The organism is Rhodoferax sp. (assembly GCF_030646845.1).
Lineage (GTDB): Bacteria > Pseudomonadota > Gammaproteobacteria > Burkholderiales > Burkholderiaceae_C > Rhodoferax.
The window spans coordinates 40,822-66,075 of the sequence record NZ_JAUSLE010000009.1 but is presented as its reverse complement, the minus strand read 5'-3'; the positions used below and the strand labels follow the sequence as shown (position 1 = coordinate 66,075).

General features: G+C 61.5%; 20 protein-coding genes. 8 read left to right on the top strand and 12 right to left on the bottom strand.

Annotated elements, in window-relative coordinates:
* Positions 1–20: 20 nt before the first annotated feature.
* From Q7T10_RS03370 to Q7T10_RS03350, 5 genes are all read right to left on the bottom strand, one after another.
* A complete protein-coding gene (locus tag Q7T10_RS03370) occupies positions 21–1,277 on the bottom strand; it encodes a nitrate/nitrite transporter (RefSeq protein WP_304745903.1) in 1,257 nt (418 codons plus the stop codon).
* Positions 1,278–1,440: 163 nt separating this feature from the next.
* Entirely contained in the window at positions 1,441–2,166 is a 726-nt protein-coding gene (locus Q7T10_RS03365; protein ID WP_304745901.1) for a response regulator, read from the bottom strand.
* Positions 2,163–4,085 carry a type IV pili methyl-accepting chemotaxis transducer N-terminal domain-containing protein gene (locus Q7T10_RS03360; RefSeq protein WP_304745899.1) on the bottom strand — a complete coding sequence of 641 codons (1,923 nt, stop codon included), beginning with the start codon at positions 4,083–4,085 and terminating at the stop codon, positions 2,163–2,165. Before Q7T10_RS03360 ends, Q7T10_RS03365 begins: the two co-directional genes overlap by 4 nt.
* Positions 4,086–4,113: 28 nt before the next feature.
* Positions 4,114–5,301 carry a beta-ketothiolase BktB gene (gene bktB, locus Q7T10_RS03355; protein ID WP_304745897.1) on the bottom strand — a complete coding sequence of 396 codons (1,188 nt, stop codon included), beginning with the start codon at positions 5,299–5,301 and terminating at the stop codon, positions 4,114–4,116.
* 139 nt (positions 5,302–5,440) lie between these two features.
* Positions 5,441–6,196 (bottom strand): SDR family NAD(P)-dependent oxidoreductase, encoded by a 756-nt coding sequence (locus tag Q7T10_RS03350; protein WP_304745895.1) that lies wholly within the window; start codon positions 6,194–6,196, stop codon positions 5,441–5,443.
* Between the two features lie 266 nt (positions 6,197–6,462).
* On the opposite strand from Q7T10_RS03350, the gene Q7T10_RS03345 reads away from it, so the two are divergent.
* Positions 6,463–6,864, top strand: a complete 402-nt coding sequence (locus tag Q7T10_RS03345; protein ID WP_304745893.1) for a response regulator transcription factor — start codon at positions 6,463–6,465, stop codon at positions 6,862–6,864.
* Positions 6,865–6,870: 6 nt separating this feature from the next.
* Here the strand turns inward: Q7T10_RS03345 and Q7T10_RS03340 are convergent, their stop codons facing one another.
* Positions 6,871–7,503 (bottom strand): response regulator transcription factor, encoded by a 633-nt coding sequence (locus Q7T10_RS03340; RefSeq protein ID WP_304745891.1) that lies wholly within the window; start codon positions 7,501–7,503, stop codon positions 6,871–6,873.
* A gap of 56 nt (positions 7,504–7,559) precedes the next feature.
* Between Q7T10_RS03340 and Q7T10_RS03335 the strand changes: the two genes are divergently transcribed.
* From Q7T10_RS03335 to Q7T10_RS03325, 3 genes are all read left to right on the top strand, one after another.
* Positions 7,560–8,933 carry a CHASE3 domain-containing protein gene (locus Q7T10_RS03335; RefSeq protein WP_304745889.1) on the top strand — a complete coding sequence of 458 codons (1,374 nt, stop codon included), beginning with the start codon at positions 7,560–7,562 and terminating at the stop codon, positions 8,931–8,933.
* Positions 8,934–9,139: 206 nt separating this feature from the next.
* On the top strand, positions 9,140–9,304 hold the full coding sequence (locus Q7T10_RS03330) for a DUF1328 domain-containing protein (protein ID WP_304745887.1): 165 nt from the start codon (positions 9,140–9,142) through the stop codon (positions 9,302–9,304).
* A 94-nt stretch (positions 9,305–9,398) separates the two neighbouring features.
* Positions 9,399–9,680, top strand: a complete 282-nt coding sequence (locus Q7T10_RS03325; protein ID WP_304745885.1) for a hypothetical protein — start codon at positions 9,399–9,401, stop codon at positions 9,678–9,680.
* Positions 9,681–9,902: 222 nt separating this feature from the next.
* Here the strand turns inward: Q7T10_RS03325 and Q7T10_RS03320 are convergent, their stop codons facing one another.
* From Q7T10_RS03320 to fumC, 3 genes are all read right to left on the bottom strand, one after another.
* Positions 9,903–10,061, bottom strand: a complete 159-nt coding sequence (locus Q7T10_RS03320; RefSeq protein WP_304745883.1) for a DUF3309 family protein — start codon at positions 10,059–10,061, stop codon at positions 9,903–9,905.
* A gap of 31 nt (positions 10,062–10,092) precedes the next feature.
* Positions 10,093–10,341, bottom strand: a complete 249-nt coding sequence (locus tag Q7T10_RS03315; RefSeq protein ID WP_304745881.1) for a hypothetical protein — start codon at positions 10,339–10,341, stop codon at positions 10,093–10,095.
* 191 nt (positions 10,342–10,532) lie between these two features.
* Positions 10,533–11,930: a class II fumarate hydratase gene (fumC, locus tag Q7T10_RS03310; RefSeq protein WP_304745878.1), complete on the bottom strand. Its 1,398-nt coding sequence runs from the start codon at positions 11,928–11,930 to the stop codon at positions 10,533–10,535.
* A 311-nt stretch (positions 11,931–12,241) separates the two neighbouring features.
* Between fumC and Q7T10_RS03305 the strand changes: the two genes are divergently transcribed.
* From Q7T10_RS03305 to Q7T10_RS03290, 4 genes are all read left to right on the top strand, one after another.
* Positions 12,242–12,484: a hypothetical protein gene (locus Q7T10_RS03305; protein WP_304745876.1), complete on the top strand. Its 243-nt coding sequence runs from the start codon at positions 12,242–12,244 to the stop codon at positions 12,482–12,484.
* Between the two features lie 30 nt (positions 12,485–12,514).
* Complete coding sequence (locus tag Q7T10_RS03300; protein WP_304745874.1) at positions 12,515–21,175, top strand: GH36-type glycosyl hydrolase domain-containing protein; 8,661 nt, start codon at positions 12,515–12,517, stop codon at positions 21,173–21,175.
* 333 nt (positions 21,176–21,508) lie between these two features.
* Positions 21,509–21,823, top strand: coding sequence for a BON domain-containing protein (locus Q7T10_RS03295; RefSeq protein WP_304745872.1), 315 nt, complete (start codon positions 21,509–21,511; stop codon positions 21,821–21,823).
* Positions 21,824–21,877: 54 nt separating this feature from the next.
* Complete coding sequence (locus tag Q7T10_RS03290; RefSeq protein WP_304745870.1) at positions 21,878–22,099, top strand: CsbD family protein; 222 nt, start codon at positions 21,878–21,880, stop codon at positions 22,097–22,099.
* 88 nt (positions 22,100–22,187) lie between these two features.
* Here Q7T10_RS03290 and Q7T10_RS03285 read toward each other — a convergent pair whose 3' ends face one another.
* The 3 genes from Q7T10_RS03285 to Q7T10_RS03275 all read right to left on the bottom strand — a co-directional run bounded on the left by Q7T10_RS03285 (position 22,188) and on the right by Q7T10_RS03275 (position 25,192).
* Positions 22,188–22,835 carry a pseudouridine synthase gene (locus Q7T10_RS03285; protein ID WP_304745868.1) on the bottom strand — a complete coding sequence of 216 codons (648 nt, stop codon included), beginning with the start codon at positions 22,833–22,835 and terminating at the stop codon, positions 22,188–22,190.
* Entirely contained in the window at positions 22,822–24,909 is a 2,088-nt protein-coding gene (locus tag Q7T10_RS03280) for a PAS domain-containing sensor histidine kinase (protein ID WP_304745866.1), read from the bottom strand. Before Q7T10_RS03280 ends, Q7T10_RS03285 begins: the two co-directional genes overlap by 14 nt.
* A gap of 130 nt (positions 24,910–25,039) precedes the next feature.
* The gene (locus Q7T10_RS03275) at positions 25,040–25,192 is read right to left on the bottom strand and encodes a hypothetical protein (RefSeq protein WP_304745864.1); all 153 of its coding nucleotides are present in this window, start codon (positions 25,190–25,192) and stop codon (positions 25,040–25,042) included.
* Positions 25,193–25,254 lie beyond the last annotated feature (62 nt).

Below are 25,254 nucleotides of genomic sequence, written 5' to 3'. Positions count from 1 at the left end.
TTTTCTTTCGAGAGGTGAAATCAATTTTGCAGACTGAAGGGGGTGGCGTTCTTGCCCATCAGTTCGCTGCGGCGCACTTCGGTCCAGTACATCCAGATCAGCGACACCCACACCACGCCGTACATCAGCATGAAGGCGCTGGTGCGAATGCCGGTCAGGTCCATCAAGGCACCGAACATGATGGGCAGCACAAAGCCACCCAGACCGCCGGCAAGACCCACAATGCCGCTGATGGTGCCGATGTTGGTTGGGTAGTCATCACTGATGTACTTGAAGACGCTGGCCTTGCCGAATGCAAACGCGATGCCCAATATGAACATGAGGCCCGTGAACACATAGACGTTCAAGCCAATGTGAAACGTCTTGGGGCCAGATGTCGTGGCAATGGTGAAATCAGTTTGCGGATAGCTCAGCAGGAAAAGGCAAATCCAGCTGACCCACAGCACCCACCAGGTGACGCTGTGGGCGCCCCATTTGTCGGACATCCAGCCGCCAACCGCGCGAAGGACGCCGCCAGGCAGTGAGAAGCAGGCGGCCAGCAAGGCCGCAGTACGGATGTCAAGTCCGAATTCACCCACGTAGTACTGAACCATCCACAATGAGAGCGCCACGTAGCCACCGAACACGATGCTGTAGTACTGGCAGTATTTGAGTACTTTCGGGTCCTTGAGTGATTTGAGTTGATCGCGGAACTTGACTTCGCTCGACACAAGGTGCTTCGGGTCGCTATAGCTGAGAAACCAGAACAGGACGACCGTTCCCAGCATGATGAATGCATAGACTTGGGGGACCATGGTCCAGCCAAAAGCGACTACCAGTGCTGGGGCAATGAACTTGTTGACAGCAGCTCCGGAGTTGCCAGCGCCATACACACCCATGGCAAAACCTTGTTGATTTCTGGGGAACCAGCGCGCCACGTAGGGTGTACCTACTGAAAACGATCCGCCGGCCAGACCCACAAACAGGCCAATGACCAGGAAGTGCCAGTAGGCGGTGGCGTAACTCATCATCCAGATGGCTGGCACGGTCAGGGCCATCAGGATGGTCATGACGATGCGACCGCCGTATCTGTCAGTCCATATGCCCAGCGGTACGCGAATGAGAGAACCGGTCAGGACAGGCGTGGCCATGAGCAATCCGAATTGCGTGGCGTTGAGGTCCAGTGCCTTCTTGATGGGGATGCCGATCACCCCAAACATCATCCAGACCATAAAGCACACGGTGAACGCGAGTGTGCTGACAATGAGCACCGAGAGTGCCTGTCCTTTTTTTGTCATGTCAAAACTCCTTTTTTTGCATGACACCACTGTAGGTCAGGCAGACCGAAAGTGGCATCCTTCTGAAGGAGCGGCGCCCAGGGCAAATGGAACTACCCGGTGCTTCTGCCTCATAGTTCTGAAGAACTATGGATGAGTCGTTATCGCAATTGTTTGCGCCAGATCAAAGCAGACCGTTTTCGGATGCGATGACGGCGGCATGAACCCGGGAGCTGACGTCGAGTTTGCGCAGGACGTGCTGCACGTGGATCTTGACCGTGGTTTCGGCAATACCATGCTCGCGCGCAATCTCCTTGTTGCTGGCGCCACGTACGATGCCGCGCAATATGTCGAGTTCGCGTGGCGACAGGCTGGCAATGGCCTGTTCGGCGGTCGTGGTGACGGCGGCAGGCGCTGCGACAGCACCCGGGCCGCTGCTTGCCGGCGCGCCCGTGGTAGCTCCCCGGTACGCGGCCACCAGTTTGCTCGTCATTTCCGGTGCCACGACGCTTTCGCCTTGCATGGCACGCTGGATGGCCGCGGTGAGGGCGTCACCTTCAATGGTTTTCAGCAGGTATCCAGCCGCCCCGCCGCGCAATGCGGCGACGAGGTCATTTTCATCCTCGCTGACGGTCAACATCAGGATGCGAGCACCGGGCGCCACCTCCAGCAAGGCTGGCAATGCGTCCACGCCGTTGACGCCGGGCAAGTGGTTGTCCAGAAGAATGAGGTCGGGTTGCAGTTCCTGTGCCTTTCGCTGCGCCTGACCGGCGTCGGCCGCATCCCCAATGACACTCAGGCGCGGGTCGCGCGCCAGCAGCGCCGTCAAGCCGCGCCGAAACAGGGTGTGGTCGTCCACCACCAGAATCCGGATGGGGGGCAGATTGGCGTCCCGCACGACAGGGTTCATGCTGCGACAGCGCCAGAATCGCGCGTGACTGGCGAGGTCATGGGCATGGGGTGGGCCGGTAGTGGCAAAGTAAGAATGATGGAGCTGCCATGACCCGGGGTTGAGATGATGTCCAGATCGGCGCCAATGCGCTGGGCACGCTCGGTCATGATACGAAGACCCACATGGGTTTCGTCGAGCTGATCGTTGTTGGGTTGAAAACCGACGCCGTCGTCGCGCACCTCAAAGCGCCATGCGGGTTGCTGCTGCACATCAAGCCAGACTTGCGACGCCCGGGCGTGTTTTCGGGCATTGGACAATGCTTCCTGAACAATGTGCAGTACCTGAATTTGCAGGTCTGGAGACAGGGGCATGCCCTGTCCCTGCATGGTCAGTGACGCTTTCATGCCGCTTTGGTGTTCAAATTTTCGCAGGGTCGTGGCCAGCGCTGGTTCAATGTCTTCGGTGTTGGTGCGGGTACGGAAGTGGATGAGCAACTCGCGCACGTCGCCGTAGCTCTCGCGCACCCCGGCGTCAATTTCTTCCAGTACCTGTTTGATTTCTGCCGAATTGCCGGACTGCACTGCGTCGCGCATCAGCTGCACCTGAATCTTGAGGAACGCCAGCGACTGGGCGATCGAGTCGTGCAACTCCCGCGCCAGCAAATGCCGCTCTTGCGATACGGCCGCTTCTTTCTCCAGCGCATTGAGACGCAGATTCTCCATGGCGCCGGCCAGATGGCTGCTGAGTGCTTCCAGGAGAGACCGCTCCGCTGGTGAAGGGTTGACTCTGGCATGAAAGAACAGGTCCACTTCTCCCATTGGCCGTTCGTGCAGACGCACGGGGATGTTGACCACGGTTTCAAAGCCGGCTTTTGCACAATGCTGCAGTGACGGCTCCACCATCGACTGGATGGGAATAACCCGCAATCCCGCCTCGGGAAATACTGCTCCGCAATGGCAGTCTCCTTTGTCAATACATAGCTCGGCGTCCACCATGGAGTTTGGCAGGCCATGGGCCGCCAGCATCAGGTAGCGCTGGTTGGCCTGGTCCGACCAACGCAAAGCGACCCCATCGGCGTGGGCAATCCGGGTGATGCTTTTTACAAAACCCTGAGCCAGTTCGTCCAGCGAGGTGGCTTTCGCGACCAGGGCCGTTACCTCGTACAGGCTCTCCAGTCGCTCATGTTTCTCTTCGAGTTGAGCGGTTTTTTCCGCCACTTTGCGTTCCAGATGGCGGTACATGGACTGCAGGTGCTCTGCCATGCCGTTAAACCCGTCAGCCAGCGTGCCGAACTCATCACTGGTCACCCGTTCCACGCGGGCGCCAAGATCACCGAGCTGGATCTTGTCAATCGCCTGCTTGAGCTGACCCACCGGTTCCAGAACAAAAAGATACCCTGTGAACAGCACCACTGCCGCGCCCAGAATGGCCATCGCCAGCATGGTCATCTGCAGCAAGTGAAGCATGGCAGTCCAGTGAGCCATATGGGACTCAATGGCCGTGACCAGGGCATTGATGTGCGACGAGAAGGCGACCGTGTCGGAGCGCAAATCACGCACACTGCTTGGCTTCGTGTCAATCCAGCGCGACCGGAAGCTCGCCCAGTCTTTTTCGACCGTCTCGAACCGTGCGCGCACGGTGTCGTCCCAAGGCACAAACAGCGGACGCTCAGGGTCACCACTTCTCAGTACGGCCAGACTCTGGTCAAATTCCATGACTTGTTCAGCCAGTGCACTGGTCTCGCCCGTGCCAATGGACAAGGACATTCTGTAGGACTGCATCCGCATCCGGCCGGCCTCATTGACGGCGGCAGCGCCGCCGTCAAGTTGCCAGGACACCCAAAGCGTGGCAGCCGTTGACAGCAAGGCAAGCAGCAGGAAGGGCGCGCCCACCAGCGCCAGCTTGGCGCCCAGACTCCAGTGCTTGTGAATCGTCATGGTCCGGCTCCGGCTGCCGTCGTCGAGATCAGGAAACGCGTTCAAAAATGGCGGCAATGCCCTGACCGCCACCAATGCACATGGTGACCAGCGCGTAACGGCCGCCCACACGTTCCAGTTCGTACAGCGCTTTGACGGTGATGAGCGCGCCGGTGGCGCCAATGGGGTGACCCAGCGAGATGCCTGAACCGTTCGGGTTGACCTTGGCCGGGTCCAGCCCCAAGTCACGCGTGACGGCACAGGCTTGTGCGGCAAAGGCTTCATTGGCCTCAATCACGTCAAGGTCGTTCACGGTGAGTCCTGCCTTCTGCAATGCCTTTTGCGTGGCAGGGACCGGCCCAATACCCATGTATTTAGGGTCCACGCCAGCATGGGCGTAGGCCACCAGGCGCGCGAGCGGCTTCAGGCCTCGCGCCTTGGCAGTGCCGGCCTCCATCAGCACCACGGCGGCTGCGGCGTCGTTGATGCCCGAGGCGTTGCCGGCCGTCACCGTGCCGTTTTCCTTGATGAATACAGGTTTTAGCTTGGCCATGTCGGCCAGGGTGCAGTTGGCGCGGAAGTGCTCGTCGGTCGTGTAGGCGACTTCGCCCTTCTTGCTCTTGAGCATGACCGGCACGATCTGGTCCTTGAAGTAACCGGCTTCGGTCGCGCGCTGTGCCCGGTTATGGCTTTCGACTGCCAGTGCATCCTGGTCTTCACGGCTGATGCCCCACTTGGCGGCGATGTTTTCGGCGGTCACGCCCATATGAATGGTGTGGAAGGGGTCGTGCAATGCGCCAACCACCATGTCGACCATCTTCGTATCGCCCATGCGAGCCCCCCAGCGGGCCGTGAGGCTGGCGTAGGGGCCACGGCTCATGTTTTCGGCACCGCCGCCGATGGCGATGTCGGTGTCGCCCAGCAAAATGGACTGGCTGGCCGAAATGATGGCCTGCAGGCCTGAGCCGCACAGCCGGTTGACGTTGAACGCCGGCGTGCCCTCAGCGCATCCGCCGTTCACTGCTGCCACGCGCGAGAGGTACATGTCCTTCGGCTCGGTATTGACCACATGGCCAAACACCACATGACCGACATCGGCGCCGGCCACATGGGCTCGTGCCAGTGACTCACGCACGACCTGAGCGGCCAGCTCGGTGGGCGGAACATCCTTCAGGCTGCCGCCATAGGTGCCAATGGCGGTGCGCACACCGCTGACCACAACAACTTCACGACCCATGGCAATCTCCTAAAGTGATAAATGTGTAGAAACCTTCGCACAATGTGCGACAAAACGGATAGCGAGATCTTACTGATCATTTGCCTCGAAAGCAGGGCCACCCAAGCCGCACCTTCTGCATTGATTGCCGGTCGGGCTGTCAGTCGCGTACGTCGCCAATCGGGTTGCGGCCAAAGTCCGGTCGCGCAAGGTAGGCGAGCACCTGCGCCGCTGCGTCGGCCGGCGATGCCAGCTGGCTGTTGGCCTTGAGGGCAACAAAACTCCCCTGATCCGGAAAATCCGCCGCGTCGGCATGGCGCAGCTGTACCTGCATGTCGGTATCGATCACGCCCGGTGCGAGCGAGCAGGCTTTTGCGCCGTTGGGTTTGAGTGCTTCGTCCAGCACGAGACAGCGGGTGAAGTGGTCCATACCAGCCTTGGCAGCGCAATAGGCAGCCTGTGAGGCCATGGCTCGGCGGCCCAGTCCGGACGAAATGTTGAGCACTTTGCGCGGTATGTTCCATGGTTCCGTCGCGCCCAAAAACGCTGCGGTGAGCAGCAGGGGAGCTTCCAGGCCCACGCGCAGTGCCCGGGCCAGATCGCCAGGATCAGACGCACTCAGTGGCGCAATACGGGGTATGGCGCCCGCATTGTTGATGAGCGTTGCGCTGGCAAATGAACCCGTCTTGCAGCGGTTCAACCACTGTGCCAACGTGGCCGCAGCCTCGACACTGCGTTCCAGATCCAGTGGCCATTGTTCAAGTTGACGGCCCACCTTGACAGCATGGGCTGCCAGGGCGTCGTTCGTATGGCGGGAAATGCAAAGTACAAAGTGATTGGCTGACAGAAGTTGCTCTGCCATGGCCAGCCCCATGCCACGTGACGCGCCAGTGAGGATGTAGAGATGTTGAGTCATGCTGAATGGTACCGGAACGTTGTCTGCCATAGCCGGCGCCGGCCACTGGTGATGCACAAAAGTCAGGCGGCGTAGGAATTGTCTGACAAGCAGACGCGCTGGCGAACAATCGCCTGACCGGCATATCGAAGGCATACTCAGGTCAAGTTTTTATGTCTTATCCATGCCTTGCATTCCACCAGCGACCAATTGTCTCGGCAATGACCATTGCTGCCTTGCAGGATTGAAAACTCAGCCGCCGGTTTCTTCAGAAGCACTGCAATTTCATGCCCCAGCTCAAGACCTATATCGTTGAAGACAACCCTGTCATTCGCGAAAGCCTGATCGCCGCGCTGGAGGAACTCGTGCCGGTCGAGGTGGTGGGGACGGCCGAGGACGAGTTGACCGCTGTGCAGTGGCTCACGCAGCCGGGCAGTCATGTCGATCTGGTGATCGTCGACATCTTCCTGAAACGTGGCTCTGGCCTGGGTGTGCTCAGGGCCATGAACGGGTTGGCAGAACGTCACAACGTGGTGGTGCTGAGCAACTACGCCACGCAGGATATTCGACGAAAATGTCTGGAACTGGGTGCGGACAAAGTATTCGACAAGTCAAACGAGATAGATGCGTTGATCGTGTATTGTGGCCGGCTGGCAGCCGGCGAAACCGGGCACGGCGCATTGGTCTGAGCGTGCCTACTGAATCAAGCCGTTTTTTAGTGCGTAATAGGTCAGGTCGCTGTTTGATTCGAGTTTCATCTTCTCCATCACACGGGTGCGATAGGTGCTGACCGTTTTGACGCTGAGCGACATGCTGACGGCCATGTGGCCGATGGTTTCGCCCTTGGCCAGTCGCAGGAATACCTGCAACTCGCGCTCGGAAAGATGTTCATGAAGCGGCATGTCGCCACCCCCGCTCAACCCCTCCGCCAGCCGCTCGGCCACGCCCGCAGTGATGTATTTTCGGCCCCGACAGACCGTTCGGATCGCCTTGACGATTTCTTCCGGGTCGCAGTCCTTGTTCAGATAGCCGCTGGCGCCCTGGCGCAGCAACGTTGTGGCGTAATGCTCTTCCGGGAACCCGCTCAGGATCAGTACCGGCAGATCGGGGGCGCGGGCTCTGATGGCTACCAGCGCATCGACACCGCTTTGGTCCGGCATGGAGATGTCCATGACGATTACATCGATCTCCCCCTTGCGCGCGATGTCAAGCGCCTCGCGACCGTTTGCCGCTTCGGCTACCACGGAGAAGTCCATTTGATCGGCAAAAAATTGGCGCAACCCGGCGCGAACCATGGCATGGTCGTCAACAATGGCGATTCGAATCATGATGTGGGATGCAGGTTCATGGTGAATGATCCCATATTTTGGGGCGAGGGCTGAAGATGGATGTGTTCAAGGTCGTCAAACGTTACCCGATTATCTTCCCGCTGGCCTGTGTGGCAGCGGCGGCGATGGTATTCATCAGCGAAGGCTCGTATTGGCAATCGGTCGGGACGCTAAACGAAATGGGCGCCACCGGGGCGGCCCATACCAGCATCAATGCCTTGCAGCGCAGCATTCTGGACGCCGAGACCGGTCAGCGTGGCTATTTGCTGACCAGCCGCAAGGAATACCTCCAACCCTATGCCAATGCGCGTAAACAAATTGACGAGTCGTTTCTGGTGCTGGATCGGTATTACGGCCAAGAACCGGCTTCAAGGGATGCGCTCAAAAAGCTGCATGCCTTGATCGAAACCAGGCTGTCGGAGATTGCGGTGACGATCCGCCTGTATGAAGAAGGCAGGGTTGACTCGGCCAGGGAAATCGTTTTGAGCGACATCGGCAAGGAGCAGATGGATGCCATCCGGACGATTAGCGCCGAGTTGCAGGAGCATGAGGCTCGGCATGTGGCGGCCAAGCGCGACGACCTCCTTCAGACGCTCAGACTCAACCGCATTGGCGTAGTCCTGTTGAGCACCCTCAGCCTGTTTGCCCTGTTCATGGTCTTGAGGCGGCCTTTCGCGATCGAGAGGCGGCAACAGGGGCAGCGACGCCAGGTGCAGGCGGAGCGCGACCTACTGGAATCCGAGGTGAAACACCGGACAGCGCAGTTGACCGAACTGACCCACCATCTGCAAACTGCACGTGAAGACGAGCGCCACCGCCTGGCGCGGGACTTGCACGACGAGCTGGGGGCTCTGCTGACGTCAGCCAAGCTCGACGCGGCCCGCATCAAGTCACGGCTCGCCGGCACGGCACCCGAGGCCCTGGCTTTGCTTGCCCATCTGGTTGAAACACTTAACAGCGGCATTGCCCTGGGGCGTCGCATCATCGAGGATCTGCGACCTTCGGCACTGAGCAATCTGGGGCTGGCGGCGACACTGGAAATCCTGGCGCGCGAGTTCGCCGATCACTCAGGCGTCGAAGTCCAATGCGCGCTGGAGCCCGTCGACCTGGAGCCGACTGCCGAATTGACGGTCTATCGCCTGGTCCAGGAAGCCATTACCAACATCACCAAGTACGCCCGGGCGAGCCACGTATGGGTCAGCCTGGCCAAGCGGGAGGACTGCGTGGAGATATCGATTCGCGACGATGGCGTCGGCTTCGACACCACCGTACCACCAAGTTCTGCGTATGGACTGGTGGGCATGCGATTCCGTGTCGAGGCCCAAGGAGGGACCCTGGTGGTGGTGTCCTCGCCTGGGCGCGGCACGCTAATTCAAGCGAGGCTGCCAAATTCGACGCTCAGCGCTGAACGGGAGCCCTTGAACCCGTAGACGGTCAAGAGTCCCGTGTCACGCTCCCTTTGGCAAGCTGTCAGCGCCGTCCTACGTGGGTTCACGAACTTCCCCGACAGTATTGCGGCGGGGCAGCCTATCGCCGGTAACTGCGCCTGGGATCACACTCGATGCATCGCAGTGGAACACCCTGCGAACTTCATCTACCCGGGCGGATGTTCCCCCGTCAGACCAGGAGCCTTGCCATGCTGCACTACGCCGTCGTCTTTTTTGTTATTGCACTGATCGCTGCCTTGTTCGGATTCGGCGGCATTGCCGCCAGCGCCGTGGAAATCGGCAAGATTCTGTTTATTGTCTTTGCGATCCTGGCTGTAGCCAGCTTTCTGTTTGGGCTTATCAAAAAGCGCTGAAGCCATGGCCTAACAGCCTGTGAAGTGTCATTTCCCTACCGGCGCTTGAGCTACCGGAACCCTGTCGAACTCATCCCAAATTGAAGGAATCATCATGTTTTCCAATAAGCCATCGGAACAATATCACCACCTCGCGGATCAGGCCTCAACCGTGCTGAATCGTGCCAACGAACAAGTCAGCGCACTGGCGCATCGTGGTGTGGACGGCGTCGTCAATACGTCAAAACATCTGCGTGACGGAGCACTGCGCGTCTCGGACAGTACGGTGAGCTACGTGAAGGATGAGCCAGTCAAGGCACTCCTGATCGCCGCAGCCGCCGGTGCGGCAGTGATGGCATTGATCAGCCTGTTGGGCCGTTCGCGCAATCGACGATAGCTTCAAGGCGACGCGCCAGACCAAAATACCGGCATCTGCGGCACCGGGCGTGCGCAGGCGGCCGCAATCAGCAGATGCCGTGTCTGACCAGGCAGGGGTCGCGATCACATACTGAGTCCAGGGGTGATGGATTCGGCCATTCGGAAATTTACCGCCCATCGGGCATGCTCAACCTCACCATTCAGATAGATGGTGAGGTTGAGCGTGGTCGCGTGTCAGCGCTTAAAGCCGTCCGGTCAACAACAGTATGACAATGATGATCACCACGAGGCCAATGCCACCACTGGGTCCATAGCCCCAGCCGCGGCTATGTGGCCAACTCGGAATGGCGCCGATCAACATCAGAATCAGGACGATCAGCAGTATGGTGCCCAAGCTCATGAGTATTTCCTTGCGTATTTAGTAAAACGATTCAGTTCGCTGGTGCTGAAGCCGGTGGCATCACGATGATCGTGGTGCTGTCTCCCGTTTTTCCGGTTGCGCCTTTGCTTCCTTCGTCGCCCTGGGTACCAGTTGCGCCTTGGCTGCCGGTGGCTCCAGTCGGGCCAGCGGGTCCGGGCACAGCCACCGGCGTGGCAGGAACATTGACCACGGTGGGTCGGTCACAAGCGGCCAGGGTCAGCGTGGCGAGCAAGGCGGAAATAAGCATCGTATGTTTCATTGGGAATCCTTGAAAAGTGGAAAATCGTGATGCGGCTGGTTTTGAGTCAGCCGCGAAAAAACCGGCACGACTTGGGTTGTCGCAATCGGAATGCCCTCAGAGTATCTGCATGCCGCGCTAATTTCTGTGCGGTGGCGAACATACCAGCGGTCTTTTGCTGCGTTCCGCGCGAGATATGACGAGACCTGTCCTTAATCTGTTTGCGGACCGAGCATTCGGCGAGCATCAACCCAGGCGTCAAACTGCTCTGCGCTCACGGCACCAAGCGCCAGTGCTGCTTCGCGCAGCGTCGTGCTCTGGTCGTGGGCGTGTTTGGCAATCTGTGCCGCACGGTCGTAGCCGATGTGCGGCGTCAATGCGGTCACGAGCATCAGGGACCCTTGCAGCAGTTCCTGAATCCGCGCCTCGTTGACCGAGATGCCGTTAACGCAATGCTGCCCGAAACTTCGCATTGCGTCAGCCAGCAGTTTCAGGCTGTCGATGGTATCCAGTGCGATGAGCGGCTTGTAGACATTGAGCTCGAACGTCCCCTGGCTTGCGGCGAAGCCAATTGTTGCGTCGTGGCCCATCACCTGGGCGCAGACCATGGTCAAGGCTTCAACTTGCGTCGGGTTCACCTTGCCGGGCATGATCGAGCTGCCGGGTTCATTCTCTGGCAACTGCAGTTCGCCCAGCCCTGCGCGCGGCCCGCTGCCCATCAGGCGGATGTCATTGGCGATCTTCGTCAAGGCGATGGCCAGCATCTTCAAACCGGCATGAAACGCCACCAGCGCTTCATGGCCGGCCATCGCCGCAAAAAGATTGTCAGCCTGCACCAGCGGAAGTCCAAGCTTTGTGGCCAGCAGGGTCGTCACACGGCTGCCGAATTCGGGGTGCGTGTTCAGGCCCGTGCCCACCGCCGTTCCGCCAATGGCGAGTGTGTGAACGGCGCCCAGCGCATGGGAAATACTCTGCTGGCAGAGGGCGATCTGTGCCTCATAGCCGCCAAATTCCTGTCCCAGCGTCACTGGCGTCGCGTCCTGCAGGTGTGTGCGTCCGATCTTCACCACGGCGGCGAACTCCCGGGCCTTGGCCGCAAGGGCGACGCGCAATTCTTCAAGTGCCGGTAACAGACTGTCTCGGGTTTGCAGCGCCACTGCGATATGCATGGCGGAGGGAAAGGTATCGTTGGATGACTGCCCGAGGTTGACATCGTCGTTGGGGTGAACCAGTCGCTCTGCGCCCACACCGCCACCGAGCGCGCGCGAGGCCAGGTTGGCCACGACCTCGTTGACGTTCATGTTGCTCTGTGTGCCCGAGCCGGTCTGCCACACGGAGAGCGGGAACTCCGCGTCGAACTCGCCCATCGCGACGCGTTGCGCCGCCTCGGTGATGGCTTGCGCCCTGCCTGCATCAAGCAGGTGCAGATCGCGATGCACGCCGGCCGCGGCCCACTTGATCCAGGCCAATGCATGGATCACCTCCAGCGGCATGCGCTGCTCGCCGATGGCGAAAAATCGAAGGCTGCGTGCTGTCTGGGCGCCCCACAAGGCCTCACGGGGCACGTCGATGGGACCGAAGCTGTCGGATTCGATGCGCGTATTGGTCATGGCGTGCTTCTCCTAGGACATGCTCGTGATTGCGCCAATTGTGAACCGAATCGGTTCACGATGCGGTCGGCTCAGACTTCGGACCTCGCAAGGGATCTCATGTCCGTACCAGTCGTCAGTCGCACAGCCCTGCTGCCTGGAAGAACTTGTCCTACACGTCCAGGGGCGCTGTCTGACAGACGCGGCAAGGCGTTTTTTGTACCATTTGCAGATCACCTTGTTGCGGTCCGGTTCCAGGACGCCGTTCTCAAGGTTGCACCCTGTCCCCTCATTCACGCGTTCGGTTTTTCGGCCTGACGCCAGGAGCTTATATGAATACCAAGATCATCAACACTCCGTACTGGAGCACCGCATCGTTCGGTGACAACGCGGACACATCGCCGATGGAATTGTCGGCTCTGGGCGAGCATCTGGATCTATGCAAGGGATCACGCGGGCGCCTGTTCGGTTTGCATTGCGTCGCACAGACCATGCACGGCTTCGTGGCGGCGCGCTTTGTGACCACGCTGGTGGTGGCTGCGCTGCTGATCGGTATCGCTTCTCTGGTGTCGTAGGGCATGGGGCTACCCGAACTGCGGAGCTTGATGCCGAATGCGCCACAGGCGTTATCCGACATCCTCGACGCTACGCGCGGTTCGGTGCAAGCGCCGATACGTTCCGAGATTTTCGGATCACAGCGTTTTGCCCAGCATGGGCGAAGTCTCGGCGAAACACACCGCGCGGCCAAGGCGACTTTCCGCGCACCGACTTTCTTTCCGCGCCTGCGAAACAATATTCAGGTGCTGCGCGAAGCGCATAGCTATATCGGAGCGCAGTCGTCCACCGGCTACGACATCAGCCCGGCCGCTGAATGGCTGCTCGACAACTTTCACCTGATCGAGGCGCAGTTCGAGGAAATCCGCGAAGGGTTGCCGAGGAGCTACTTTCGTTCGCTCCCGGTACTTCTCGATGAACCCTTGGCGGGTCTGCCGCGCGTCTATGGCGTGGCCTGGGCCTTCGTGGCTCACACCGATGGTGCGTTCGACGAAGAGCTGTTGACGCACTTTCTTAGCGCTTACCAGGAATCACGTGAACTGAACCTTAACGAGATGTGGGCGCTGCCGACCACGCTGCGCGTGGTGCTGATCGAAAACCTGCGGCGCCTGGCCGAGCGGCTGGCCACCAACAAGGCGGCACGCGAGGTGGCCAACCTGTGCTGTGATCACATTGGAACCTACACCGTGCACACGCTCGACCAGCTGCTTGCGCTGCTCAATCAGCGTGGGGTCGGTCGGATGTTTCTGGCGCAAATGGCGCAACGCCTTCAAGACCGCCGCACGACTGATGCCGCCCCCCACCCCGAGCTGTATCACGATTGGCTCCAAAACGTGCTACCCGATCGGGTCGCGACGCAGACGCAGCAGAGTGTCGACCGCGCCGCCGACAACCTCAGCGTCAGCAATGCGGTCACATCCTTGCGCGCCATCGGGGCGGCAGATTGGCCGGAGATTATCGCGCGCAGCAGCACGCTGATGCGACTGATGCTCACCACGCCCGTGTTCGAAGCCGAACACACCCTCACGCGCGACCAGACGCTGCATGGCATAGAACTGTTGGCCAGGCGCAGTGGGCGCAGTGAAGTCTCGGTGGCGCAAACGCTGCTCGATCTGATGAAGACGGCCGATGGAGGTGACAGCGCCACTGCGGTGGCCAGCCACTGGCTGCATGGCGCGGGGCGGCCAGCATTGATGCGGGCGCTTGACCTGCACGAACACGCTTTTCTTGCCTGGCGAACCGTTGCGCGCCGTATCGCCTTGCCCGTTTATCTGAGTTCGCTGCTGCTGGGCACTTTGGGTCTGGTGGCGTGGATGCTGCTGCGTCATGGCGTCGGGCCGGCCGGTGCAGGCGCTTCGGCGTGGCTGACCGCGCTGGGAGCGGCGCTGATGATATTCCCGGCGTCCGAGGCAGTTGTGGCGCTGATCAACCGGCTGATCAGCGAGTCGGCCCATCCCCAGCACCTGCCGCGAATGGCCCTGGCGAGTGGCATACCACCTGAGCATCGGGTGATGGTGGTGATCCCGGGGATGCTGACAGGCGCCGCGTCCATCGGGGACCTGGTGCACAGGCTGGAATTGCATCACCTCGCCAATCCGGAACGCCATGCCCAGTTCGCACTGCTGACGGACTGGGCTGACGCGGACACAGCGCATGTGGCTTCGGACGTTGCCTTGCTGACCAGTGCGAGGCAGCAGATTCAGGAACTCAACGCGCGCTATCCCATCGAGGCAGAAGGGCCCGGCGCTGCAGCCCGCTTCATCATCTTGCACCGCGAGCGACTGTTCAGTGAGACTGAACAACGCTGGATCGGCTGGGAACGCAAGCGTGGCAAGCTGGAGCTGCTCGTCACGGCGTTGGCAGGGGGCTCGAGCGCCGCCTTCCTGGACCTGGGGGCCGAGTCCTGCATCGCCGCCGACACGCAGTACATCGTGACCCTTGACAGCGACACCCAGTTGCCGCCTGGACGGTTGCGCGAGCTGGTCGGCGTGGCCGCGCATCCCCACAACCAGCCGCGGCTCGACGCCACCGGTAGCGCAGTGGTAGGGGGCTACGGCATCTTGCAGCCGCGTGTGGCCACGCCATTGCCAGCGCCCAGGGAGTTCACTCTTTACCATTGGCTGTTTTCCGGACAATGCGGTATCGACCCCTACAGCGCCGCGAGCTCAGAGGTCTATCAGGACCTGTTTCGTGAAGGCACCTTCACGGGCAAGGGGTTGCTCAATGTGCGCGCCATGCATGCGGTACTGTCCGGCCGTTTGCCGGATGGTCAGGTGCTGAGCCACGATTTGCTCGAAGGCTCAATGGCACGCTGTGCAGCGGTGACAGACATCACGGTGATTGAGGACGCGCCGTTTCATGCCGATGTGGCAGCGTCGCGCGTTCACCGCTGGACCCGCGGCGACTGGCAGTTGCTCCCGTTCCTGTTGCAGCCCCACCGCTATCGCTTTCCGGTCATCAATCGCTGGAAGATGTTCGACAACTTGCGACGCTCCCTCGTCGCGCCCATGTCACTGGCCCTGCTGTTGCTGGCGCTGGCTGGCGCCGTCGTGTCGCCCTGGGCCGCACTGCTGCTTGTGATGGCCGCGTTTTCAGCCGGGCCGCTGATGGGTGCGGTTGCGGGCCTGTCGCCTAGCCGCGACGACCTGGCAAAGCGCTATTTCTACGGCCAGGCCGGGACGGTCCTGGCACGCGCGCTGTGGGGCGGATTGTGGCATGTGGCGCAGTTGCTGACGCAGTCGCTGATGGCCGTTGACGCTATCGCGCGTGCTCTCTACCGCATGACCATCAGCCGGCGTCACCTCTTGCAATGGACCACGGCAGCGAGCGCGCAGGCGACGGCAAAAACGGGGTTGGCGGCGCTGGCGCGTCAGCACTGGAGTCTACCCGTGGTGTCGCTACTGCTGCTGGTCGGGCTGCTGGCTGCAGCCACACCGTCACCTTCGCTGGCGTTGCTTCTTTGCCTTTTGTGGGCGGCATCACCGGTATGGACGTGGTGGGTCAGCCGGCCGTGCCCGGCGCGCAAGGACGCTGCGTTGCCGCCTCAGGACCACGCCTATCTGGAAGGCGTGGCGCGCGACACCTGGCGGTTTTTCGAGCGCTGCGTCGTCGCCGAGGACAACTACCTGCCGCCCGACAATCTGCAGACCATGCCACATGACATGGTGGCCCACCGTACCTCGCCCACCAACATTGGTCTGTACCTGCTGAGCGTGGCCTGCGCCCGGCAGTTTGGCTGGATCGGCACGCAGGAGTTGCTGACGCGCATGGAAGCCACACTGGCGACGCTGCTCACTCTGCAGCGCCACCATGGTCATTTTCTGAACTGGTACGACACGCAAACGCGGGCGCCACTGCTTCCGATGTACGTATCCACCGTGGACAGCGGCAACCTCAGCGGCCATTTGCTCACAGTGGCCCAGGCCTGCCTGGAGCTGGCTGACGCGCCGTATGACGGAGGCGCCGCCCAGCATGCCATCCAGGCTTCAAGGCAACGCCTGGCGCCCTTGCTTTCGCTGTGGGCCGATCTGGCGCCAGCGTTGCTGAGTGACTCTGCACTGGCGCGCCTGCTGGCCATGCCGGACCCGCTGGGCGAATGCCTCCACAATGCTACGCAGTTCGAACTTCTGTTGCGCGAGGCCGCCGCGGAACTGGATGTCCTGCTGTCCGGCAGTACTGAACCCGTCGGTCCCGCCCAACCGACGCACCAGGACGAGCTGCTATGGCTCCTGGTCGACCATGAGGCGACCCTGCGCTCCGCCTGGCTGGACGTGCAGGCGCGCAGCACGGGGCACGCGTCCGGGGCTTCTGGAATGCAGGAGGCGAGTGCGCGATTGCGGACACTGGCCGGTGAATTCGAAAAGCTGGCATGGCAAGCCGATTACAGCTTCCTGTACCACCGCAAGCGCCACCTCTTTCACATCGGTTACCGGGTCGCGGAGCAGGAGCTTGATGCCAGCTTCTACGATTTGCTGGCGTCGGAGTCGCGCCTGACCAGCTTGCTGGCCGTGGCCAAGGGCGACGCACCGGTGAGCCATTGGGCATCGCTCGGCCGGCTGTTCTACGCCGTCGGGCCGAACGTGGGCCTGCGTTCGTGGTCGGGCTCGATGTTCGAATATCTGATGCCGGGCCTGGTGCTGGATGAACCGCATGGGAGCGTGCTGCGTGAGGCCTGCCGTGCCGCCATTCGAGAGCAGATCGATTTCGCGCAAGCGCAAGACGTGCCCTGGGGCATCTCGGAGTCGGCCTATGCCGGCAGCGACTACACGCTAGCCTACCAGTACGCGCCACAAGGGGTGCCCAGGCTGGCATTGCGCCGCACGCCGCCTGATGAGTTGGTGATCGCTCCCTATGCCACGGCATTGGCAGCGCAGATCGCACCCCATCTCGCCTGTGCCAACTTTGCTGCGATGGAAAAACTGGCAGCGCGTGCGCGCTACGGTTTCATCGAGGCCCTCGACTTCTCTGCGGCTCGGCAAGTGAGTGGTGAGGTGTTCACGCCGGTCAGCACGTTCATGTCACACCACCAGGGTATGAGCATCGTGGCGCTGGCGAACGTACTGCTGGGCGGTCCGGCGCAGCGCTGGGGCATGGCCAATGCGCACATCGAGGCGGTGATCTCCCTGTTGCATGAACGAGCGCCACGGGAAGTGCCGTTGCTCCGTACCCAGCCCGTCAATCCGCCTCCGCAGGTGCGACAACGAAGGCGTGTTCCCGGGCTGCTGCGCGACGTATCGCCGGGCGGGGCCGCGCTGGAACCCACCCATGTTTTATCGAATGGGCGTTACAGCGTGTCGCTGCGGGCGAATGGCGCCGGCTGGAGCCGCTGGGGTCAGACTGGCATTTCACGTTGGCGTGACGATGCGCTACGGGATGCTCATGGCAGCTTTTTCTACCTGCGTCAGGACCCGCAGCAGCGGCCGGTCTCGATCACCCATCACCCTGCGCCCGATCCGGCCGCTGATTACCAGTGCACCTACCACGCGGACCGCGTCTGTTTCGACGCGACCTGGCCCGAGTGGCAGACTCACACAACGGTGTGGGTCAGTCCGGAAGACGACATTGAATTCCGTCAGGTTGAGTTGCGCAATTTGAGTGATCGAACGCTCGACATCGAACTGATATCGGCCTTCGAAGTGACGCTATCCGACCCGCGCGCGGATGAAGCACACCCCGCTTTTACGAACCTCTTCGTGCGTGCCGAGTGGCTGGGCACCCATCAGGCCCTGTTGTTTGAACGCAAGCCACGACTCGCCACCGAGCGCGGATTGCAGGCGGCGCATTTCCTGGCTGAAACCGACCCGCAGGTTGTCGGTGTGAGACTGTCCACCGATCGACAGCGCTGGCGGGGCCGCAACCATGACGCCAGCCAGCCCTTGGCCTCGTTCGACGCATTGCCGGAGGCTTCATCCGATGCGAGCACGACGCTTGATACCGGCCTCGACCCGGTTTGCGTCCTGGCCGTGCAGCTACGGATTGCGCCCAACTCAAAGGCCCAGTTGACTTTCGCGACAGCGGCGTCGGACAGCGGCGGCACCCTGCTCGCCGTGATCGACAAGTACCGCCAGCGCAGCCACGTTCAACGCGCGTCGCTGATGTCAGCCACGCTGACCGGTATTCGCCTGCGTGCCCTGCGCATCAGCGGCGAAAACTTCGCGGCCGCCCAGACGCTGACCACGGCGCTGATGCTAAGCCTGACACGTCCCCGGGCCAGAGAGGCCCGCCTTGAGGGTGATGTGGCCGAGGTCTGCGACAGGCGACTACTTTGGCGCTTTGGCATCTCCGGTGATCGTCCCATCATCCTTGTGTCGGCCGACGTCATGCAGGGTCTTGGCTTGCTGCGGTCACTGGCGCAGGCATTGAGCCTTTGGTCCTGGGGTGGCGTCGCCTGCGATCTGGTGGTGGTGAATGCCGAGCCCACCTCCTATCTGATGGCGCTGCAGCGCGAAATTGCGGCGTTGCGCGATCGGCATTTGGCCGACAGCGGCGCGCAAGCCGGCGCCGCCACAACCGGCTTTCATCTGCTGCGTGCCGACGAAATATCGGGTGAAGAATTGAGCACGCTGCGAGCGCACGCGCGCGTGCGGCTTCATGCGGATGGCCGGCCGCTGGTGCTCCATGTGCAGGAGTGGATCAAGCTGCATGAGCAGGCATTCGAGCAGCGCCATGCCCGGTCGACCTCAGCGGTGGCCGTTGCCGCGGGTGCCACGGCTGTCGTTGCAGCGCCGGTGGGTGAATTTGCAGAACCCTCGGGGGAGTTCCGATTCGAAGTCCGCGCGGATTTGCGTCCGGTGCGGCCCTGGATCAACGTGCTGGCCAACCCCGCGTTTGGAGCCCAGTTGACGGAAGCTGGTGGCGGCTATACGTGGGCGGTGAACAGCCGTTTGAACCAGCTTACCGCCTGGTCGAACGATCCCGTGGTCGACCCGCCGTCCGAGTGGTTCTTGTTGCAGGACTCTCAGACCATGGAGGTCTGGAGTGTCACGCCAAGCGCCTGCGGCGGCGACAGCGTGAGCTACCGCGTTTCGCATGGTCAGGGCTACAGCGTCATCAGCCACCGCCGCGGTGCTGTCGAGGTGACAGCGTCGTGGTGTGTGGATGCACAGAATTCCGTCAAGCAGATCCAGTTGCGGTTCTTCAACCACGGTCACAGAACGCTGCATCTGCGCGTGATCGGTATTGCCGAATGGATGATGGGTGCGAACCGGGTCGACCGCAGCACGGTGCGCACGGCCCTGTATCGCCAGCGGTTGTCGTCGGTGGCGGGGTCGGCTGCCGCCGATCCTGACAGCCTGCAGGGACAGAAACTCACTGCGCTGCTTTGCACGCAGCGGGAACGCTCAGCCGGCTTCGGTGATGGCACGGCCTTCTTTGCCCTCGCGGACGCGGCGGACGAGGATGACGACTGGACCTGCGACCGGCGTGAGTGTTTCGATGCGCGCGGCCGCCTGGTTTTGCCTGATCACTTCGGCCAGAGCAGCGGCGACGGGCTGGACCCGTGCGCGGCGCTGTCGACGCGCATCGCGTTACCGGCTGGCGGGGCGGAAGAACGGGTGTTCCTGCTGGGCTATGCCGAGAGCGCGAGCGCTGCCCGGCAACTTGCAGTTCTGGCCGCGGCGACGCCCGCCAGGCGGCGCATGGAGGAGGTGCGCAGCACCTGGGACAGACTGCTTGGCGCCACCGTGGTGAAAACACCGGATCCGCTGTTTGACGTCATGGTGAATCGCTGGCTGTTGTACCAGGCTGTGTCGTGCCGCTTGTGGGCCAAGTCCGGTTTTTACCAGGCCGGTGGTGCGACCGGCTTTCGCGATCAATTGCAGGATGCGATGGCGCTGGCCTGGGCGGCACCCGACATGCTGCGTCAGCAGATCGTGTTGTGCGCCTCACGCCAATTCGTCGAAGGCGATGTACAGCACTGGTGGCACGCACCGCTGGGCGCTGGCGTGCGCACGCATTTCTCCGACGACTTGTTGTGGCTGGCGCACGCCTGTGTTCACTACCTGCGCGTGACCGGTGACATCGGCCTGCTTGATCAACACGTGCCGTTCATCGAAGGGGCCGCAATCCCCGAGGGTGCCGAGGATGCGTATTACACGCCGGGTGTCAGTCCCCTGGAAGCGTCGGTCTACGAGCATGGCGCCCGTGCCATCGATCGCAGTCTGCGCGTGGGTGTGCACGGCTTGCCGTTGATGGGCAGCGGCGACTGGAACGACGGCATGAACCGGGTTGGTATCGAAGGGCGCGGCGAGTCGGTGTGGCTGGGCTGGTTTCTTTGTCAACTGGTGGCAGACTTCGCGCCGCTGGCACGGGAGCGCGGTGACGATGCTCGCGCACTGCGCTGGGAGAACGCCGCCCAGGGCTGGAAGGCGGCGCTGAACGGCCCGGCATGGGACGGGCAGTGGTTCAAGCGCGCTTTCTTTGACGACGGCCAGCCGCTGGGTTCGCAGGCCAATCCCGAGGGCCGGATCGACTTGATTGCGCAAGCCTGGGCGGTGCTTTCCAAAGCGGCACCGCCGGCCTTGCAGCGCATGGCGCTGGCCGCAGTGGAATCGCATCTGGTGGATCATGAGGCCGGGTTGATCCGGCTGCTCGACCCGCCGCTTGTCCATGCAATCCCGAGCGCCGGCTACATTCAGGCCTATCCGCCGGGTGTGCGCGAAAACGGTGGCCAGTATTCACACGCCGGCGTGTGGGCGCTGATGGCGTTCGCCGATTTTGCGAAAAATCTTCCGTATTCACGCGATCGTACCGACGCCGCCTACCGCTACTTCACTTACCTGAGCCCTGCGCATCGCGCCCGCCACCCGACCCATGGGGCGGTGTATGGCATCGAGCCGTACGTGATGGCTGGCGACGTCTACACGCAGTCGCCCTATGTCGGGCGCGGTGGCTGGAGCTGGTACACGGGTGCCGCGGCATGGCTGCATCGCGCCGCCATCGAATCGATTTTCGGTCTGCGTCAAGGCCCGCAGGAATTGTGTTTCACACCCTGCATGCCTTCGCATTGGCATGAGGCCGAACTAACGCTGGTCCGCGATGGTCGCACCATGCGCTTCATCCTGGTCCGCGCCACCCCGCAGGCAGCGCTCGCAGGGACGGCGCAATGGGGTGCCGCGCTGCTGCGCCCCGGCCGGTCGCTGCATTGGCCCGGCCTGGCACCGGACACCTGCTTCGTGATCCCGTTGCTGGATGAGCCTGACACACCAGCTTGAGTTGGCCATGGTGCGCGCCCGACTTCCGACGCCGGCATGCGACATCGTCCTACACGCTCAGGCGGCTGGGGCCGATAGTGGCACCGGGCCCTTGCTTTTAAAGTTCTCTCATCGGCTTGGTGCAGCAACGCGCCGGGCCATCCCTTCAACCCAGGAGCATTCCATGACCGCCCAAACTGACCCTGCCAACAGCCAGTACGCGTTGGTCGTGGCGTGGGCACAGTGCGATTGGCTCACTGACTGACGCTCTTTCCGTTTTGCGCCCTGGGGTGGTGGGGCCTATCACCACCCTGTCAATTTCTGACATGCATTAACTTTTACTGGAGATTCACTATGTACATCCGCACCACTCTCGCCGCTGCCATGACTGCCGTTGTTTTGCTCACCGCTTCTGGCTGTGCCGTCGTTCGCGGTCAGGAAACTGTTGGCGCTTACGTTGACGACGCCGGCATCACCACCCTCGTCAAGTCACGCATGGCCGAAAGCAAGCTGGTCGCTGCCTCGTCCATCAGCGTTGAGACTCTGAACGGTACCGTCATGCTGTCCGGTTTCGCCAAGAACGCTACCGAGAAGTCCGCGGCCGAGAATATCGCACGCGGCGTTAACGGCGTGAAGGCTGTGAAGAACGAGATTGCCATCCGTCCTTGATCCATCGCACGAGCGTCGCTCGTGCTTTTTCAATCCATCGTTAAGGGAATTCCTATGAACTGGGACCGAATTGAAGGCAACTGGAAGCAAGTTACTGGCAAGGCCAAGGAGCAATGGGGCAAACTGACCGATGACGACTTCGACGTCGTTGCCGGCCGCCGCGACCAGCTTGCCGGCAAGATCCAGGAACGCTATGGCGTTGCCAAGGACGAAGCCGAGAAGCAGGTTAGCGAATGGGAACGCAAGGCAACTGATTCCTGGTTCAAAAAGGACTAGAGCCGCAGCTGGTTTTCGCCTGACAAGGGCGTGAACTGCTTGCGGGTCGTCGCCCCGGGTTCTTCCGAGAATCGCGGGGCGTTATTTTTTAGAAATGAGCACGGCTGACAAAGCCCATGGCCTGACCGGTCACGGGATGAATCAGCTCAAGTGTGCACGCATGCAACAGAAGCCGGTCCGCGGTGGCATGAGCCAAAGGACTGCCGTAAAGGGCGTCGCCCACAATTGAATGTCCCACTGCCTGCATGTGCACCCGCAACTGGTGCGATCGTCCTGTCACGGGTTCAAGTTCGACCCGGGTAGTCTGATCACGCTCGTTGTGCGACAGCACGCGCCAGCGCGTCACGCTGGGTTTGCCGAGCTGGTGATCAATGACGCGGCGTGGCCGATTGGGCCAGTCCACAATGATCGGAAGGTCGATGAGTGCCCAAGCTTCCACCGGAGCCGCCGGAATCCCGTCCACCACCGCGACATACCGTTTGGTGACCGCACGGCTGGCAAAGGCGTCGTTGAGGCTGCGTTGTACAGCCGGATTGCGCGCCATGACCATAACCCCCGAGGTGGCCATGTCAAGACGGTGCACTACCAGTGCGTCCGCGTAGAGGCGCTGCACCCGTGTGCTCAGGCAGTCCTGCTTGTCCTCGCCACGTCCTGGCACCGACAGCAGACCGGCTGCCTTGTCCAGCACCAGCATGGCCTCGTCGGCGTACAGCACTGTGACTTCAATCGGGCCCATCGACGGGCTGGAGCAGTCGTTGCAGGGTCTCGCACATTTCGTCGACGTCGTTGGGCTTGTGAATCAGTGCGCTGGCACCCTCCGTCAACGCGCTCTGCTCAATCTCGGCGGTGACATAACCGGAGGCCAGCGCCACCGGCAGGTCCGGGCGAATTGTCCGGGCCTCGCGCAAAAGGTCGATGCCAGAGTAGCCCGGCATGTTGTAGTCGGTCACCAGCAAGTCGAAGTCCCGCGGATGGGCTCGCAAGGTAGCGACCGCCTGGCGGGGATCCGTGAAGGTACTGACCCGGAAGCCCCGCCGCGTCAGCGCGCGGTCAATCAGAAACACCAGCGCTTCATCGTCGTCAACGTACATGACGTGTTTGCCCATGCCCCGCACGGCCTTCGGTTTTGGGGCCTCCGGGGTGGCGGGCACTGCGGATGCGTCGGCGACTGGAAAATAAAGCGTAAACACGCTGCCGGTATTGAGTGTGCTTTGCACGTCCACCGTGCCCAGGTGGGTGCGCATGACCCCGTGAACGACGGCCAGACCCAGGCCCGTTCCCTGTCCCACGGGCTTGGTGGTGAAGAAAGGCTCGAACACGCGCTGCAGCGTGTCCGGGTCAATGCCGCCGCCGGTATCGCGAACCGCCAGTTTGACGTGCTGGCCGCGCACACCGCTGCGGCGCTCGACCTGGCCGGTGCCGACTCGCACGTTGTGCCCGAGCTCAATGGTGACGGTGCCCCGCTGGGTGCCGATGGCTTGAATGGCATTGGTGCACAGGTTGAGCAGGGCTTGCCCGACCTGTGTGGCATCAGCCAGTACCGGCGGTGTGGCCGGGTCAATGACCACCAGCATTTCCACCGTTGGCGGCAGAGCGACTTTCAGCAGGCGCACGGTTTCCTCCACGACTTCGGCCAGTTGAATGGGAACCCGCTTGGGCGATTCATTGCGGCTGAAGGTGAGAATCTGCCGCACCAGATCGCGTGCCCGTCGCCCGGCCTTGTCGATCTCGTTCAGACTGACGAGGGCCGGCGACGTGGCGCCCGCATCCTGCTTGGCGAGTTCCACATTGCCAAGAATGGCGCCGATGATGTTGTTGAAATCGTGTGCAATACCGCCCGCCATGGTCCCCACGGCCTGCATCTTGTGGGATTCCCTCAGCTGCGATTCCAGCGCATTGCGGTGCGCCTCGATCTTTTTGCGGGCAGTGAGGTCGCGGGCAAAAATGGTGGTGGTATCCCCGTCGGGATGATGCTCAAAAGACACGCTGACCTCAATGGCAACGGCCTTTCCGCTGGCGGTAAGCCCTGTCATTTCACCGAGTTGCGCATGGCTGGTGAGATGCGAATAGCCCAGCGTTTCAACGGCATCCGGCAGAAAGCGTGCAAGGTCACTGCCAAGCGCTTCGGCAGACGGGCACTGGAAGAGCGCCGCCGCAGTCGGATTGAAGATGCTGATGCGGTGGTCTTTGTCGACGCAAATGATCGCGTCGAGCGATGAATTGATGATGGACGCCAGCCTGTTCTTGCTCAGCTGAAGCTCTTCATTGCCCTCTTGCAGCGCGGCTGCGCTGGCCTGCAGGGCCCGCCGCTCCGCCAGCAAGGGGCCCTGGTCGATGATGGCGCAAATGAAGTGCGCCAGCTCGTCCTGGGCGTTCTCGATTTGCGCAATATGCAGGTCCCCGGTGAAAACTCCGCTGGAGCCGCATGAAAAGACCACTTCGGTTGTTTCGCTGGTCCCCGTGTCTTTGGCGATGGAGAAGGCCTGCGCCACCTTGTCGACGTGTTCGTCGCACACCAGCGGCAACAGGAAGTTCAATGGGGAATCGTGCTCCAGGGGCCGGAAAAGCCGCAACGCCATGGCATTGCTCTCCAGCACCAGACCGTTTTCGTCCACCACCATCAGGGCCAGCGGCACGTTTGAAAACAGGGTGAGGAAGCGCTCGGAGGCGCCCTCAGCTGCGGCCTGGCTGTACCGCAACGCCTTGTTCTGAATTTCCAGTTCAGCCTGGTAGTTGCGCAGATCTTCAACCATCTGCGGCAGGGAATAACCTTCAGCAAGAACACCTTGCTTGTTCGCACTCCCGCGCATGCTGACCGGTCGTTTTGGCGGGGGCAGGAGAGATCTCCTGCGTTTGGACGGTGTGGTCATACGCGCGGTGGTTTCCCGTGTTTCACCTCAAACCAGACTGCATCGGCAGACAAGGTGCCGAATCGGGCCACTAACCGCGAGTTGGCGCATTTTTCAGTTTGCCGCGCACTGGCACCACGGTGGTGACCGTGGGGCGCACTGCGTCGGGGGACACCGGCTTGGGCGGTGCGGTGTCTTTCTTCGGTTTCTTCACCATTTTTTGGCTTTGCTGACCTTTTGCCATTTTTAGCTCCTGAGTTGCATGTCCAGCCAATCGAATTGAGGCCGGAACATTTGATTATCCAC

Coding starts and splice junctions, on each gene's coding strand:
- Q7T10_RS03305 (WP_304745876.1), top strand. CDS start 12,242: ATGAATACCAAGATCATCAACACTCCGTACTGGAGCACCGCATCGTTC.
- Q7T10_RS03315 (WP_304745881.1), bottom strand. CDS start 10,341: ATGAAACATACGATGCTTATTTCCGCCTTGCTCGCCACGCTGACCCTG.
- Q7T10_RS03370 (WP_304745903.1), bottom strand. CDS start 1,277: ATGACAAAAAAAGGACAGGCACTCTCGGTGCTCATTGTCAGCACACTC.
- Q7T10_RS03300 (WP_304745874.1), top strand. CDS start 12,515: ATGCCGAATGCGCCACAGGCGTTATCCGACATCCTCGACGCTACGCGC.
- Q7T10_RS03345 (WP_304745893.1), top strand. CDS start 6,463: ATGCCCCAGCTCAAGACCTATATCGTTGAAGACAACCCTGTCATTCGC.
- Q7T10_RS03365 (WP_304745901.1), bottom strand. CDS start 2,166: ATGAACCCTGTCGTGCGGGACGCCAATCTGCCCCCCATCCGGATTCTG.
- Q7T10_RS03280 (WP_304745866.1), bottom strand. CDS start 24,909: ATGCGCGGGAGTGCGAACAAGCAAGGTGTTCTTGCTGAAGGTTATTCC.
- Q7T10_RS03350 (WP_304745895.1), bottom strand. CDS start 6,196: ATGACTCAACATCTCTACATCCTCACTGGCGCGTCACGTGGCATGGGG.
- Q7T10_RS03285 (WP_304745868.1), bottom strand. CDS start 22,835: ATGGGCCCGATTGAAGTCACAGTGCTGTACGCCGACGAGGCCATGCTG.
- bktB (WP_304745897.1), bottom strand. CDS start 5,301: ATGGGTCGTGAAGTTGTTGTGGTCAGCGGTGTGCGCACCGCCATTGGC.
- Q7T10_RS03360 (WP_304745899.1), bottom strand. CDS start 4,085: ATGACGATTCACAAGCACTGGAGTCTGGGCGCCAAGCTGGCGCTGGTG.
- Q7T10_RS03295 (WP_304745872.1), top strand. CDS start 21,509: ATGTACATCCGCACCACTCTCGCCGCTGCCATGACTGCCGTTGTTTTG.
- Q7T10_RS03335 (WP_304745889.1), top strand. CDS start 7,560: ATGGATGTGTTCAAGGTCGTCAAACGTTACCCGATTATCTTCCCGCTG.
- Q7T10_RS03290 (WP_304745870.1), top strand. CDS start 21,878: ATGAACTGGGACCGAATTGAAGGCAACTGGAAGCAAGTTACTGGCAAG.
- Q7T10_RS03325 (WP_304745885.1), top strand. CDS start 9,399: ATGTTTTCCAATAAGCCATCGGAACAATATCACCACCTCGCGGATCAG.
- fumC (WP_304745878.1), bottom strand. CDS start 11,930: ATGACCAATACGCGCATCGAATCCGACAGCTTCGGTCCCATCGACGTG.
- Q7T10_RS03330 (WP_304745887.1), top strand. CDS start 9,140: ATGCTGCACTACGCCGTCGTCTTTTTTGTTATTGCACTGATCGCTGCC.
- Q7T10_RS03275 (WP_304745864.1), bottom strand. CDS start 25,192: ATGGCAAAAGGTCAGCAAAGCCAAAAAATGGTGAAGAAACCGAAGAAA.
- Q7T10_RS03340 (WP_304745891.1), bottom strand. CDS start 7,503: ATGATTCGAATCGCCATTGTTGACGACCATGCCATGGTTCGCGCCGGG.
- Q7T10_RS03320 (WP_304745883.1), bottom strand. CDS start 10,061: ATGAGCTTGGGCACCATACTGCTGATCGTCCTGATTCTGATGTTGATC.